The organism is Psychrobacter sp., from assembly GCF_049295055.1.
Taxonomy (GTDB): domain Bacteria; phylum Pseudomonadota; class Gammaproteobacteria; order Pseudomonadales; family Moraxellaceae; genus Psychrobacter.
The window spans coordinates 42048-56725 of sequence record NZ_JBAQQF010000014.1; the positions used below are offsets into that span (position 1 = coordinate 42048).

General features: G+C 42.3%; 13 protein-coding genes. 6 read left to right on the plus strand and 7 right to left on the minus strand.

The window, feature by feature from the left end:
* Position 1: 1 nt before the first annotated feature.
* Complete coding sequence (locus WAZ74_RS02545) at positions 2-193, minus strand: hypothetical protein (protein WP_422305474.1); 192 nt, start codon at positions 191-193, stop codon at positions 2-4.
* 68 nt (positions 194-261) lie between these two features.
* Here WAZ74_RS02545 and WAZ74_RS02550 point away from each other — a divergent pair, with 68 nt between their 5' ends.
* On the plus strand, positions 262-1824 hold the full coding sequence (locus WAZ74_RS02550; protein ID WP_422305476.1) for a peptide MFS transporter: 1563 nt from the start codon (positions 262-264) through the stop codon (positions 1822-1824).
* 595 nt (positions 1825-2419) lie between these two features.
* On the plus strand, positions 2420-4237 hold the full coding sequence (locus WAZ74_RS02555; protein ID WP_422305478.1) for an aminopeptidase P family protein: 1818 nt from the start codon (positions 2420-2422) through the stop codon (positions 4235-4237).
* A 103-nt stretch (positions 4238-4340) separates the two neighbouring features.
* On the opposite strand, the gene WAZ74_RS02560 is transcribed toward WAZ74_RS02555, so the two are convergent.
* The 3 genes from WAZ74_RS02560 to WAZ74_RS02570 form a co-directional block, all read right to left on the minus strand.
* Positions 4341-5228, minus strand: coding sequence for a cell envelope integrity protein TolA (locus WAZ74_RS02560; protein ID WP_422305480.1), 888 nt, complete (start codon positions 5226-5228; stop codon positions 4341-4343).
* A 127-nt stretch (positions 5229-5355) separates the two neighbouring features.
* Positions 5356-6720, minus strand: coding sequence for a beta-ketoacyl-ACP synthase II (gene fabF, locus WAZ74_RS02565; RefSeq protein ID WP_422305482.1), 1365 nt, complete (start codon positions 6718-6720; stop codon positions 5356-5358).
* A gap of 95 nt (positions 6721-6815) precedes the next feature.
* A complete protein-coding gene (locus tag WAZ74_RS02570) occupies positions 6816-8174 on the minus strand; it encodes an anhydro-N-acetylmuramic acid kinase (RefSeq protein WP_422305484.1) in 1359 nt (452 codons plus the stop codon).
* Between the two features lie 128 nt (positions 8175-8302).
* Here WAZ74_RS02570 and tyrS point away from each other — a divergent pair, with 128 nt between their 5' ends.
* Positions 8303-9514 carry a tyrosine--tRNA ligase gene (tyrS, locus tag WAZ74_RS02575; protein WP_422305486.1) on the plus strand — a complete coding sequence of 404 codons (1212 nt, stop codon included), beginning with the start codon at positions 8303-8305 and terminating at the stop codon, positions 9512-9514.
* Positions 9515-9629: 115 nt separating this feature from the next.
* Positions 9630-9866, plus strand: a complete 237-nt coding sequence (locus WAZ74_RS02580) for a DUF1653 domain-containing protein (protein WP_422305488.1) — start codon at positions 9630-9632, stop codon at positions 9864-9866.
* A 48-nt stretch (positions 9867-9914) separates the two neighbouring features.
* Here WAZ74_RS02580 and WAZ74_RS02585 read toward each other — a convergent pair whose 3' ends face one another.
* Positions 9915-10874 (minus strand): alpha/beta fold hydrolase, encoded by a 960-nt coding sequence (locus WAZ74_RS02585; RefSeq protein ID WP_422305490.1) that lies wholly within the window; start codon positions 10872-10874, stop codon positions 9915-9917.
* A 231-nt stretch (positions 10875-11105) separates the two neighbouring features.
* On the opposite strand from WAZ74_RS02585, the gene WAZ74_RS02590 reads away from it, so the two are divergent.
* Positions 11106-11828 (plus strand): hypothetical protein, encoded by a 723-nt coding sequence (locus WAZ74_RS02590; RefSeq protein WP_422305492.1) that lies wholly within the window; start codon positions 11106-11108, stop codon positions 11826-11828.
* A gap of 24 nt (positions 11829-11852) precedes the next feature.
* Here WAZ74_RS02590 and WAZ74_RS02595 read toward each other — a convergent pair whose 3' ends face one another.
* Together WAZ74_RS02595 and upp are read right to left on the minus strand one after the other, a co-directional pair.
* Positions 11853-12605 (minus strand): SDR family NAD(P)-dependent oxidoreductase, encoded by a 753-nt coding sequence (locus tag WAZ74_RS02595; protein ID WP_422305494.1) that lies wholly within the window; start codon positions 12603-12605, stop codon positions 11853-11855.
* Positions 12606-12720: 115 nt separating this feature from the next.
* Entirely contained in the window at positions 12721-13362 is a 642-nt protein-coding gene (gene upp / locus WAZ74_RS02600) for a uracil phosphoribosyltransferase (RefSeq protein WP_422305496.1), read from the minus strand.
* 509 nt (positions 13363-13871) lie between these two features.
* On the opposite strand from upp, the gene WAZ74_RS02605 reads away from it, so the two are divergent.
* Complete coding sequence (locus tag WAZ74_RS02605; RefSeq protein ID WP_422305505.1) at positions 13872-14444, plus strand: DNA glycosylase; 573 nt, start codon at positions 13872-13874, stop codon at positions 14442-14444.
* The last annotated feature ends 234 nt before the right edge of the window (positions 14445-14678 follow it).

A 14678-nucleotide genomic window follows, 5' to 3' on the forward strand; every position in this document is an offset into this window, starting at 1 on the left:
TCTAAAAATCTAAAGATTTTATTGGTGCTGTAGAGAGGGTAGATGAGCCTATTATTGCAATAATACCAGCAGCCACGCTTAAAGAAAAACCCGTTCTCAATGATTGAGAGCGGGTTTTTTTTATGGATTTTGTATAATTTTTAGCAAACTTTTTCTTTACTTGGTTATAACCAAGTGAAACAATGACCCGCACATATGACCGCCTATGAGAATAACTAGAGGTTTGGTCATTATAATAATAGTATTTAAAGGAATAAATTTATGAGCACTGAGTCACAATCAGAATTTAGTGCCGCCGAATTAGCTGCGCTAGAAGATGGATTTATGGGGCATCCCCAACCACTACGGCCGTTATTTTTTACCGAGATGTGGGAGCGCTTTTCTTATTATAGTATTCGTCCGCTACTGGTGTTATTTATGGTGGCGACCGTCGGTAGTGGTGGTTTTGGTTTTGATGAAGTTACTGCTTCTGCTATCTATGGTATTTTTGCCGGTTCACTATATTTAGCTGCCGTACCGGGTGGTTGGTTGGCTGATAACTGGCTCGGTCAAGAGCGCGCGCTGTGGTGGGGTAGTATTATCATTGCCCTTGGTCATTTATGTATTGCACTATCCGCTATGTTTGGTATGACGCTATTTTTCGTCGGTTTAATGTGTATTGTATTGGGTTCGGGCTTATTTAAGACCTGTATCTCAGTGATGGTTGGTACTTTGTATCCCAAAGGCGATGCGCGCCGTGATGGTGGCTTTACTTTATTTTATATGGGTATCAATATTGGTGCGTTATTAGCCGCACTTATTGTCGGCGTATTTAAAGAAAAAGGCATGTGGCATGTGGGCTTTGGGGTCGGTGGCCTGGGCATGCTGGTGTCATTGCTGATCTATCGTTTTTCAGCTAAGAAAACCTTAAATCGTTATGCTCGTGCCAAAAATATTAACCCTGAATGGGAACAAACGACCGGCCGTTTCAAAAACGTAGGTCGCTGGGTCGCAGGATTCTTGGCTTTATTGGTCGCCGTTATTGTTTTAGTGTCTTCAGGTATCATGCCATTTAATCCTGAACTGGTCGCACAATACATGACCTATATTATCGCAGCGGTGGTGCTGCTGTACTTTGCGGTTATGTTCCTATCACCGCGACTGGATAAAACAGATAAGCTGCGTTTGCTGATTTGCTTCATCCTGATTATTGGTTCGACGCTGTTTTGGTCAAGCTTTGAGCAGCAACCAACGTCTTTTAACTTGTTCGCCGATCGCTATACCGATCTTAATGTCTTAGGCTTTGAGATACCCAGTATTTGGTTCCAGTCATTGAACCCATTGTTTATTTTAATGTTAGCCCCTATCGCTAGTATTATATGGGTCAAGCTTGGCAACCGAGGTCTTGAACCGAGCAGTATGACTAAGTTTGCGCTTGGTATGCTGTTGGCTGCAGCAGGTTTTGCTTTGATGATATTTGCGTCCAAAAGCATCTTAACCAATGAGGGTGGATTGGCGTCACCTTTATGGTTAGTGGGCAGTTTACTGTTGCTCACTATGGGTGAGTTAGCGCTCAGTCCTGTTGGTCTGTCTGCGATGACTAAGCTTGCACCAAAAGGTATGCAAGGTCAGATGATGGGGCTTTTCTTTGCCTCGGTCGCATTGGGTAACTTAGTGGCTGCCTTCTTTGGCGGCTATGTCTCAGCTGACAAGATTGAAGGGTTACCAGGTTTGTTTATGACCATGACCTTCTTTTTGGTGGTCACCGCTATCTTATTATTATTATTAGCAAAGCCTGTTAATAATATGCTTAAAAAGAGTGAGCGTGCTGATCAGCTTGGTTAGTTAGTTAGTTAGTTAGTTAGTTAGTTAGTTAGTTAGTTAGTGAGAGTGGTTGATGTATTTTTACGACTATATCTTTATAAATAGGTGTTGTTGAATAAGAGCCGTACAAGTTACGCATAACAACGCGTGTTATCATCATCGGTAGCACGTTTTTGTTATCTAATTGCTCATATATTTCTATCAAGCCATTGAAAGCCTACTATCTGCCCAAACATCTAATAATACGCTTTTGTAATAGCATAGCGCTTATGTTTATATGTCTTTTTATATCGTGTCGCATTTATTCTCGATACTTTTTTTAATAAATGGGTAGTTTTAATAAATTGAACTATTTACTTAGATTCAACGGCTCAAATAAAAAATGACCTATATCGTTGATACCAAATAAAATAGATACGTGATTTCATGATGTGAGACTGGGATAGTTTTTTCTAGCTTGCTGTGCCTACGCCGACAGAGGCTGCAAAAAATCCATCCCAGTCTTACTGTATCGTTTTTAAATTAAACTGACTATAGTCAATTTATGATAACAAAGCTTTAAAAAAGGAACGCTCTAAAAAAGAGATGCTCTAAAAAATTAATAAGGAATAACTTAATGAATAAACAAAACATTCATGATCGTATCGATAACTTGCGTCAAGCACTCGTTAAGCAAGATTTGACGGCAATTATTGTACCGTCAGCTGATCCCCATTTATCTGAATATCTACCTGAATACTGGCAAACCCGTCAGTGGCTGACAGGATTTACCGGCTCAGTCGGTACCTTAGTCGTCACTGCTGATTTTGCTGGGTTATGGACTGACAGCCGCTATTGGGTGCATGCAGCAGACCAACTAGATGGTACGGGTATCAGCTTGCAGAAGCTCGCACCTGGTCAGCCGAATCATATCGATTGGTTGGCTGAGCATTTGGCGGAGGGCGATAGCGTGGCGGTCGATGGCAATGTATTGTCTATCGCTGAGCAAGACCGACTGTTAGATGGGTTTGATGCTAGTGACATTACCTTGATTACTGATCGTGATGTACTTACTGATATTTGGGCAGATCGCCCAGCATTACCAACGGCAAAATTGTATAAGCATGATGAGCAGTTTATCGCGCAGTCTGCTACTTCAAAACTTGCTGCCGTCCGTGCCGGTATGGCAGAGGTAGGAGCGACGCATCATTTGCTTTCGAGCTTAGATGACATCGCTTGGTTAACCAATCTACGCGGCGCTGATGTTGATTATAATCCAGTATTCTTATCACATATGCTGATCGATGCTAAAAAAGCAACATTGTTTATCGATAATAATAAAGTAAGTAGCCAGATAGGAAAAATCTTGAAAGATAGCTGTATCACACTTGCTGATTATGAGGCTGTGCAAGATGCATTGGGTACGCTGACAGCCAATGACTTATTATTACTAGATCCTAGTAAAGTCGCCGTCGGTACGCTATCAAATATGGGCGATGGTATAGGCTTTATTGAGCGAATGGCACCAAGCACTTTATTAAAATCGATTAAGTCTGATGCTGATATTGACCATGTACGTGAAGCGATGCGTCAGGATGGGGCAGCGTTATGTGAATTCTTTGCTACCTTTGAACAGCGTCTAAATGCAGGCGAGCGTTTAAGTGAGCTTGATGTTGATAGCATGTTAATCGACGTACGCAGTCAGCAGCCACATTATGTGTCACCGAGCTTTCCAACGATTGCAGGATTTAATGAAAACGGTGCGCTACCGCATTATCGTGCAACGCCAGAGAAGTTTAGCTACCTTGATGTTGCTGAGGGCGAAGGTGGGTTGTTGCTGATTGATTCAGGCGCACAATATCAAAACGGCACGACTGATATCACTCGTGTAGTTGGTATCGGACAAGTAAATAGCGATCACAAACGTGATTTTACTACGGTGCTCAAAGCCCATATTGCTTTAGCAAAGGCTCATTTCCCAGATGGTATCGCTTCGCCATTGATCGATGCGATATGCCGTGCGCCATTATGGCAAGCACAGATGGATTATGGTCATGGTACCGGTCATGGCGTTGGTTTCTTTTTAAACGTTCATGAAGGCCCACAAGTGATTGCTTATAGTGCCAGTACGCCGAAAGAGCGCGCGATGAAAGAAGGCATGATTTCCAGTAATGAGCCAGGGCTATATCGTGAAGGCAAATACGGTATTCGTATTGAAAACTTGATGGTTAATAAGCGCGTTTCTCAGCCTACAGAAACGGAGTTTGGTGATTTCCTTAATTTTGAGACCGTCACTTATTGCCCAATCGATACTCGTTTAATCGAAAAGTCATTATTAAGCGATATAGAAGTAGATTGGTTAAATAGCTATCATAAACAAGTTTATGCTGAGCTAAATGGTCGTGTGAAAGGGGCTGCGCTTGAGTGGCTAACCGAACGTACACAAGCCATTTAAAATAAAACTCATTATAAAAAATTCATTCTTAATCTAGCATAAAAAAGCCCCGTAAATCATTCACGGGGCTTTTTGCTGTTTAAAGACTATTTAAATGCTGCTTTTACTTTTTTTGCAGACTATCATTAGTAGCCGATTTATCTTGCTCGGTTAAATGCTGAGTCACCTCGGCACGCAGCCAAGATTTTAAGTTTTCCGACATTTGCATCATCTGCTCACTGAGATAGTCATCCACATGCATCTCAAGCTCACGGATTAACTCTGGATGCGTCGCGCCCAATTTAGTATTTTTTAACGATAAATGAATCGCTGCGTCTGAAACGGCTTTATCGATGCCCGTTTTAATATTGCTATCAGTGGCGGCAATAGCGGCATTGCTTTGTTGTTGAACAGGCTCATTCTCAGTGCCGTTCGCAGATCTGTTATTGCCAGCAACTATTTCTGCCGTAGCGTTTTTATCAATATCCATGCCTTTAGTCGCTATATTTTTATTAGTATTGCTAACGTTACTATTAGCGATACTACGATCAGCACTTTCCTTGTCTATATCTTTTACATCAATAGTGTCAACAGCTTTATTAAGGTTGTTTTCATCGGCTATTAACTGCGCATTTTTTTCTTGTTCTTTTTGAGCGGCTTCTGATTCTTCAAGAATTTTGGCAGCTTCTTTTGATTTAGTCTCTTCTTTAAGCTTAGCATCTGCTGTTGCTTGTTTTTCTTCTTCTAAACGTTGTTTTTCAGCAGCATTATGCGCTTCGGCTTGTTTATCGGCGATTGCTTTGGCGATCGCTTGTTCTGCCTCATGATTTTCATAGAGATCATCAAGATGCGCATCTAAGTCATGGGTGCTAAAAACAAAGGTTTCAAATGGCGTATCGGCTTGTAATAGGGTGGTGATATCCGTCAGCTCTTGGATGATTGACGCGCGTATAGATTCTGGCGCACACGTCCAGCGCTGATAAAACTGATGGGAAAATGAGTAGCTTGACATGGTATCGTCCATAAATGTTGCAAAAATTACCCCTTATCATACGCAAGTACGATAAGGGGCTGCAAGTGGACAAACGTAGCAAATCTGACGCCAAAGTTACAACGGCTAGTGTTGGTCGTTTTATACCTTAATGATTAACAGGCCAGCGCGCAAATATTAGCGAGCCATTAGTACCGCCAAAACCGAAACTATTAGAGACGCCATACTGTAGATTATCCACTTTACGTGATTGGTTGGCGACATAATCGAGATTACAGTTGTCTTCAATATTATCTAAATTAATCGTTGGCGGCACATGCTGATGTTGCAAGGCAAGAACAGTAAATATCGCTTCGATACCACCAGCGGCACCAAGCAAGTGACCGGTCATAGATTTAGTTGAGCTGACTAAAATACTGTCTTTCACCGATGCAAAGACGGTTTCAATCGCAATCGATTCAGCGACATCGCCAGCAGGCGTACTTGTACCATGGGCGTTGACATATCCAACAGCGGAAGGCTCAATACCTGCATCATTTATTGCATTTTTCATCGCTCGTGCTGCACCACTACCGTCTTCAGGAGGCGCAGTAATATGGCTAGCGTCATCACTCATACCAAAACCGACCAGCTCAGCTAATATCGTCGCACCACGTGCTTTGGCATGGGTAAGACTCTCTAATACCATGACACCGGCACCATCACCTAGTACAAAACCATCACGGTCTTTATCAAAAGGACGCGACGCTTTAGTCGGCTCATCATTACGAGTGGAGAGGGCATGCATCGCGGAGAAGCCTGACATACCAAGCGGGCTTGAGCCTTTTTCGCTACCACCGGCAATCATTACATCGGCATCGCCATACGCAATCAAGCGCGCTGCTAAACCAATGGCGTGAGTGGCTGTCGTACAGGCAGTGGATGTGGCAAGATTTGGACCTTTTAATGTATGCTTAATCGCTACGAGTCCCGCTGCCATATTCACAATAGAGCCTGGAATAATAAATGGTGAGACTTTTTTAGGGCCTTTATCATTTAGCATGGCACAGCTGTCTTCAATCGTTTGAATACCACCAATTCCTGACCCTAAAATAACGCCAAAACGCTCTTGGTCAACGTTTTGTACAGGACTGTCATTGGCGCTAACTTCAGCAATAAAGCCAGCGTTTTCTAGCGCCATTGAGGTTGCCGCTACTGCATATTGCATAAAATCATCATAGCGACGTGCGTCTTTAGAATTCATATACTGCTTGGCATCAAAGTCTTTGACCACGCCTGCAATCTGCGCGCGATAGTCAGTGGCATCGAAATGAGTAATCGTGGCGATACCACTTTCACCATTGAGCAGTCTTTTCCAAGTACTCTCAACATCTAGCCCTAATGGTGTCACAGCACCCATACCGGTGACTACTACGCGTGCGTCGTCAGAGCGTTCATAATGTGGCGGCTTTTGACGCCGTTTTGCATCGGTAGTAGCGATTTGCGATTTTGATGGGCTGCTGTGCTGGCTCATATTATAATCCTGTCCTTACGGGTCCGAAGAGGAGGGTATTTCGTAAGCCATTATAAAACACATAAGTGCACGTGTGTAAACTAAAATTTAATCAATCAGGCAAAACATATTTGACCCAATACCACGCCTTTATTTGCACCGGTCACCGCTGGCAAGTTACCCGTTTCACCCATGAGCGTTTGTCTTGCTAGCCAAGCAAAGGCCACGGCTTCTACCCACGTTGGATCGAGTCCTAAACTGGCAGTGGTCTCTACTTTGCAACGCGGGAGATGCGCTTGAAGGCGTGTCACTAAATAATCATTCAAAGCGCCACCCCCGCAAACATAAATGCTGCTATTTTCATAAGTACTAATAAACGTATTGATCTGATCACAGGCGCTGATGGCTGTTAGCTCAGTTAAAGTTGCTTGCACATCCGCAGATGAGTAACGAATATCAGCAGACGCTTGATCGAATTTTTGTAGCTCATCCTGTATCCACTCTAGATTAAAGTCTTCACGTCCAGTAGTCTTTGGATAATCTCTAGCAAAAAACGGATGCTCTAAAAGTTGATTGAGTAGTGGCTCAACGACTTGCCCTGACTGCGCCCACGTACCGCCAGCATCGTAACCTTTATCAGTATGCAATACCGTCCAAGCATCTAATAATAAATTGGCAGGACCAGTATCATAACCAACCACGCTATCTATTTGCTGATTATTTGAATGGTTGTTAGAATCTGAATCACCATTAGAATCTGAAAGGTTGTTAATAACCGCTGGTAAGACCGTTATATTAGCGATACCGCCCAAGTTTAATAACACGCGAGTACTATCGTGCACAGCAAATAATGCTTGATGAAAAGCGGGAACTAATGGCGCACCTTGACCACCGACCGCCATATCACGGCGACGAAAATCACTGACGACACTAATGCCCGTACGCTCAGCGATGATATTGGCGTCGACCAATTGCAAGCTAAAACCCATCTGCGGGCGATGGCGTACGGTTTGCCCATGACAGCCAATCGCCAGTACAGACTCTATCTCAGTATTTGATTGCTGCAATAAAGTATTGACCACGTCGCTTGCAAACTCAGCATATTCTTTACTTGCCCAACCGAACCAGTCTAATTCGCTATTTGGTTCACCCACCGTTGGTATTAATGCATTGACGCCATTAGGCTGACATAATGCCAATAACACTTCACGTAAACGTGGCGGGAAATCTTGGCTATAAGTGGCTAGTAATTGCATTGGTTGCTGGGTATTTTCTTCACCACCGAATTGACAAAGAACTGCATCCATACCGTCTAAACTAGTGCCCGACATCATGCCGATATATAAGCCGTCATCGAAGTTTTCAAACACTGTTTGCTCGAGTGCATCGGTCAAGGTGGCATAGTTTAGATCTTCATTTGTTTTGAGCTCAGAGAAGTCGTTCTTATTATCAGTAGTAGAAAAAGTGTTACTCATGGCAATTTATTCCAAAAAAAGCTAATATACGAGCCAAATTCTAACATTATTTAAGCCTGTGCAAGCTTCTAAAACTGGCAAATGGCTTATTACTCATTAAAGACTGAATATAAAGAACAGAGAAAACTATGACCACTCAAACTTACACCTTAGAAGAACAGCTCGCCCTTATCCAACGTGGCACTCAAGAAATATTATCAGAAGAGGATTTAGTTAAAAAACTTAAACTAAATCGGCCCCTACGCATCAAAGCGGGTTTTGATCCTACCGCCCCTGATCTACATTTGGGTCACACGGTATTGATCAATAAGCTCAAGCACTTTCAAGATTTGGGTCATGAGATTTATTTTTTAATTGGGGATTATACCGCCAAGATTGGCGATCCTTCTGGTAAGAACAGTACGCGTCCGCCATTAACAGATGAGCAAATCAAAGCCAATGCTGAGACTTATGCTGAGCAAGTATTCAAAATCTTGGATAAAGAAAAAACTCGCGTGGTCTTTAACTCTGGATGGTTTAATGACATGTCAGCGGCAGATATGATTCAGCTTGCCAGTCAGCAAACCGTTTCACGTATGCTTGAGCGTGACGATTTCTCTAAACGCTATGCGGCACAAACGCCTATCTCTATCCACGAATTCCTTTATCCGTTGGTACAAGGTTATGACTCTATCGCGCTCAAAGCGGACGTCGAGCTTGGCGGTACCGATCAGACTTTTAATCTACTAATGGGTCGTACTTTGCAAGGTCGTTATGGTCAAGAGCAACAGGTCTGTATCACAGTCCCTATTTTAGAAGGGCTTGATGGCGTTAATAAAATGTCCAAATCATTGGGCAATTATGTCGCTATCTATGATGCACCGGGCACTATGTATCAAAAAATCCTCTCGATGCCAGATACCTTAATCCGTCGCTACTACGAGTTTTTAAGCTTTAAGCCAATGGATGAGGTTGAAGGCTTGATGGCAGAGATGGAAAATGGCCGTAATCCACAAGAAATCAAACGTATTCTAGCTGAAGAATTGATTGAGCGTTTTCATGATGCTGACGCAGCCACCAACGCGCATAAATCAGCGGGTAACGTGCTTGCCGATGGTGAATTACCAGTAGACTTACCAGAAGTGACGCTAGATTTAGAAGGTGCTGAGGCGTTATTTATTACTCAAGTACTCAACCAAGCAGGGCTCGCTAAAAACAGCTCATCTGCTAAAGATATGATTAAACGTGGTGCAGTAAAAGTAGATGGGGAAGTGGTTGACGGTGGCTTTAGCTTAACCTCTGGGCAAACGGTCGTTATCCAAGCGGGTAAGAAGGCGTATGCGAAAGTGACTGTTAATTAAACGCGTTATTTTAAATAAAAAATTAAATAAATAAGGTCGGCTTTAAAGTCGACCTTGCTTATTTCTATTAATCGTTAATATTTAATTACTATTTATTAGAGGGTGGAATTTCACTATGACGCAAAAAATCCAAACTATTCCCCAAGGTATCTACCGCCATTATAAAGGCAGTCTGTACCAAGTATTACATACCGCTCAACACTCTGAGACTGAAGAGGCAATGGTTGTTTATCGCTGCCTTTATGGTGAATATGGCGTCTGGGTGCGACCAATAGCAATGTTTGCCGAGACAGTTACAGTAGATGGTAAGCAAATAGCAAGATTTGAGCTAATTAAAGCTTTAAATGACTAACCTATTTTTGATTTTCTTAATGTAAATCGCCATTCTAATACCAGTAGACTACTTATTTTCTAAAAACCCTTTTAATACTTTATAAAATCCTACCGGCGCATCAAGCGGCACTGCATGTCCCGATTTTGGCAATATTACCTCAGTAGCATTCGGCAGCATCTGTGTGACTCTACTCTGCCATTTTGGGTCGTATAGCTGCGAGCGACCACCGATTAAGTTTACCACTGGGATAGTGAGCGTTTCTGCCACATGACGAAAGTCATAAGGGAGCGCTAAGTACGCTTGTAGGCAATGCATCTTATGCTTCCATGTTTCATGATTATAAAACACCAGTTGATTATCCGTTTTATGGGTCATTAAATGAATGAAAGCTTGGGAACGCGGTTGACTCGCGGACAATAGGGAAAACATGCGCTCGGTATCGGTAGTACGTCGCTTTAGAGTGTGAGGTAGGTGATTAAAGCTGTCAACGTGCTCATATTCTAGCCCAGCATCAAGCAGCTCCTGAAATATATCAAATACTTCGGTTTGACGCGTACCAAACAGCCCGCCTTGCCAATCATGTTGATTATGAATCGCTAGATTTTGATCGATATTCAAATAGCGACTGACTTTTTCTATGCCATAACGCTCGAAATACGCCCACATTACTTGTGCACCCATAGAAATAGCCGCTACTGCAATAGAATCGCGGTCTCGCCAACTACAGATTTGCTCAATAACAGCATTGATATCTTCAGCATATTGGCCAAGGAAATCGAACTGTGTGAGTGGAATAGATTTAGCGAGGCCGAATCCGCGAAAGTGCGGTAAGTAAAATTGATATTTAGTGGTCAGTGGTAGGAGAAAAGGTAGAAACTCACGCGTATCCATACCGTAGGCATGCAGTAATAATACAGGCTGACCAAGTCCGATTACTGTCACCGGCAGCGTGCCGTTATCGCAATTTGGTACTGTCACATAATGGGTAGCTGTGCGGTAAGGCTTAGGTACTAAAGCGGTAATCATGATTGAGTAATTTTATTAGAAAGTAGTCATTACCCTAGCATAAGTTGCTAAAGGTTAGCAGCAATAAACTGAGTCATTTAGCTTGATAAGACAATTGTTTCATTGGCTGAGCCAGTTTAGATGGTTGTCACTATTAAAGGCTTTATTTAAAGGCTTTATTAAAACAAATAGATAAACAAATATGAGCGTGGAGCGACTCGAGATTCACAAAGTTTCTGCTACACTACGAAGATGATAAAACTATTTGGCAACACCGCCAAGGCTCGTATACCTGCTCGCTCAACCTTACCGAACCTTGATGACAGCTTGTATCCTTTTCTTTGGCAGTCTATAACTGGACAAGGCTGCGACAATATAGATTTTGAGTCGCCACAAGCATTACTACTGGCAATAATCAATACCGAGTCTTCTCCGAATAAGCAAGAGTTTTGTCAGCATCTACAGGCTAATGACGTCTATCAAGAATGGATTAACGCGACGGTGTTTGGACGTTATATTCAGCGTAATTTTGCTGCTTTTTATTGTCAGAATGAAGACAGCTTTAATGTGGATATACCAGAATTATTTCGTCATGAGCTAAAAAGGTATGGGCAATATTTACCGATAGGACAAATATTATTCATAGCAGGTCAGATACCTGAAAGCGCCCGCCGTGAAAAGTTATTCACCACCACTATTAATCCGGCTACCGCAATGATCGCAGCGCAAAAAATAAATCAGGATGCGATAAAAAAAGGACGGCTAAATCCTCAAGTTTTAATTATGGATCAAATAAAAGTAATAGGCAGGCAGGTGTTAGGATTTCCAATACGTCATAATAAACGTACCAGCGAGCGTACGCGTAATGAAGTACTGATTTTAGATTTTAGTGATTTGCGTTTAGTAGATGAGCAAAGTATTGAGCGAAGCAATACAGACAGTTCTCTATTGCTTCGCTTTTATGAATTACGGTGAAAATTGCTGTCGCGTTCTAACTACTCAGCTATCTTGTTTTGCAATCGTTAGGCCATTATAAGTTTGCGCAACAGGCATCACTTCTAAACGGTTGACGTTAATATGTGCAGGCGACTCAATTAACCATAGCAGAATATCGCCAATATCATCGCCGGTCATCGTCTTAAAGCCATCATAAACTTTAGCGGCCTTATCATCATCACCATGATAACGGACATTTGAAAACTCAGTACCAGCGACATTGCCCGGCTCAAGGTTGGTCACGCGTACCTGCGTACCGATTAAATCGGCGCGCAAGTTTAAGCTAAACTGCTTTACAAACGCCTTCGTAGCACCGTAAACGTTACCACCATAATACGGCCAACTGCCTGCGATAGAGCCAACATTAATGACGTAGCCACTGTCGCGTGCGACCATTGCTGGCAAGACGGCGTGCGTTAATGACATCAGCCCTTTAATATTGGTATCGACCATGCGCATCCAGTCATCAAGATCGGCATTTTGCGCAGATTCTGTACCCAGTGCCAGTCCGGCATTATTGACCAAGACGTCTATTTGCTTAAAGCTATCAGGCAGATCAGCAATAATTTGTGGAATAGTCGCCGTATCGCTAACGTCCATTACTACTGGCAAGAATAAACCACCAAGCTCTTGCGCCAGTGCATTAAGCTTATCAAGTCGTCTCGCACAACCAATTACTTGATGGCCTTTTGCAATCAAACGCCTTGCGAGCGCTTCGCCAAAACCTGTACTTGCACCTGTAATTAAAACATTCATATCTCATTCCTGTTTTTAATATTAAGTTAGTAAGAGCAGTTAATAGTAGCCATCAATGCCTAATCGTACTTTACAACTGCTATTTGTAGCCGTTATTTGATAACCGTCATTGATATTAAATCTGCTTAGTACCAAAGATTTTATCACCCGCATCGCCAAGACCAGGGATGATATAGCCATGTTCATCCAAATGGCTATCTAATGCCGCTGTATAAAGCGTCACGTCAGGATGCGCTTCATTGACTAAGCGCACACCTTCAGGCGCTGCGACTAGCACTAATGCTTTAATATTTTTACAGCCGTGTTTCTTTAGCATCTCAATAGTAGCAATCATTGAGCCACCGGTTGCGAGCATCGGATCAATGATAATCGCAGGACGTTTGTCCATGTGGCTGACAAATTTTTCAAAGAACGGTACAGGCTCTAAGGTTTCTTCATCACGCTGCAAGCCAACAACAGATATTTTAGCGGTTGGGATTAAATCGAGAACGCCATCTAACATGCCAATACCGGCGCGCAGAATCGGTACAATCGTCGCCGTCTTACCAGTGATTTGCTCACCAATAATATCACCGCACCAGCCTTCCATTGGGAAAGTTTCAATCTCAAAGTCTCGACTTGCCTCATAAGCCATCAATCGCGCAAGCTCTTTGGTGAGCGTACGAAATTTATAAGTACTACAGTCTTTTTCACGCATGAGGCTGAGTTTATGGCGTACTAACGGATGGTCAATTACGGTAATTTTTAAGTCACTCATGAGTACTCTCTTGGTTTTGGTCTGATTCTTCGCCGATATTTAATCTAATACGATAAAGAATATGGGCATTTAGGCAGACAATGGATAAATAAAAAAAGTGCAGTGCGGCAATTCTAAATAAATTGCTCAATAATTATGTTCGACTTTATAGTTATATAGCTATCAATATTACTAACAAATCCCACCTTGACTCTATAGGCTGAGCTTTTATAGTAATAACAGACGAATGAATCCAATCAATAACTATAAATAGCGGTACGTAACCAATCGTATAACAAACAGTGTAGCTATAACAATGCTATTACGCGTTGAGCAAAGTTTACGCTTGCTATGATACCAAAAAAACACCTTTTCTGACGAAGAATCTTATGACCAAACCAGCATCGAATACTCACACTGAGCTAGAAAAACCTGCTAACGATTTTCAATGGGCACAAAATTTAAGTACAGAATCAGCCAATATTGAAACGCATCCATTTGGTCCAGTCTTACCATCCGATGCAACCGTTATGATGATGGGGAGTTTTCCACCTACAGCTGATAAATGGGCAATGAGGTTTCATTATCCCAACTTTCAGAATGATATGTGGCGCATATATGGACGCGTCTTTTTTGACGATGCGGATTATTTTAGGGTAGGGGATGAGAAACGCTTTGATCCTGAACGTATTCGCGCATTTATGTTTGAACGCGGTATCGCGTCCTGTCCTACAGTCGTACAAGCGATTCGCGAAACAGGTAACGCCTCTGATAAAAACTTAACGGTAATTACAACCGTTGATTTAGATCACATTTTACCGCAAGTGCCAAAAGTTCAGAAGCTATTCACCACTGGAGGCAAGGCGACAGAGGTATTGTTAAATTTATTAAACGAGCCACCTACCAAGTCAAAACATCCTAAGACCAATCAAAGTATTGATTATCCTTACCAGTGGCATGATACTGAAAAAGGTCATCTTGCAGATCAAGTTAATGATTTGACTTTATATAGGTTACCTTCTACCTCGCGTGCTTACCCTTTAGCTTTAGATAAAAAGGTAGCCGCCTATAAAGAGTTCTTTACGAAAGTGGGTAAGCTATAAGTAGAGTATGAAATGGTGATTAGCTAACAATGAGCTCTATTTGATACCTATGTAGAGAAGAATGTTATTCATCAATAGTCTAAACAAAGTTAATCATAAGCAGGTGATAACCCCAACCCCTTGATAACTATACTACTATTAAGCTATCGAGTTATATCTCTCAAATAACCCTTCGAAACCCCTTGACCCTCTTTCAAATGTGCGTATAATGCCACCCAGTCGGAAGGGAAGGCG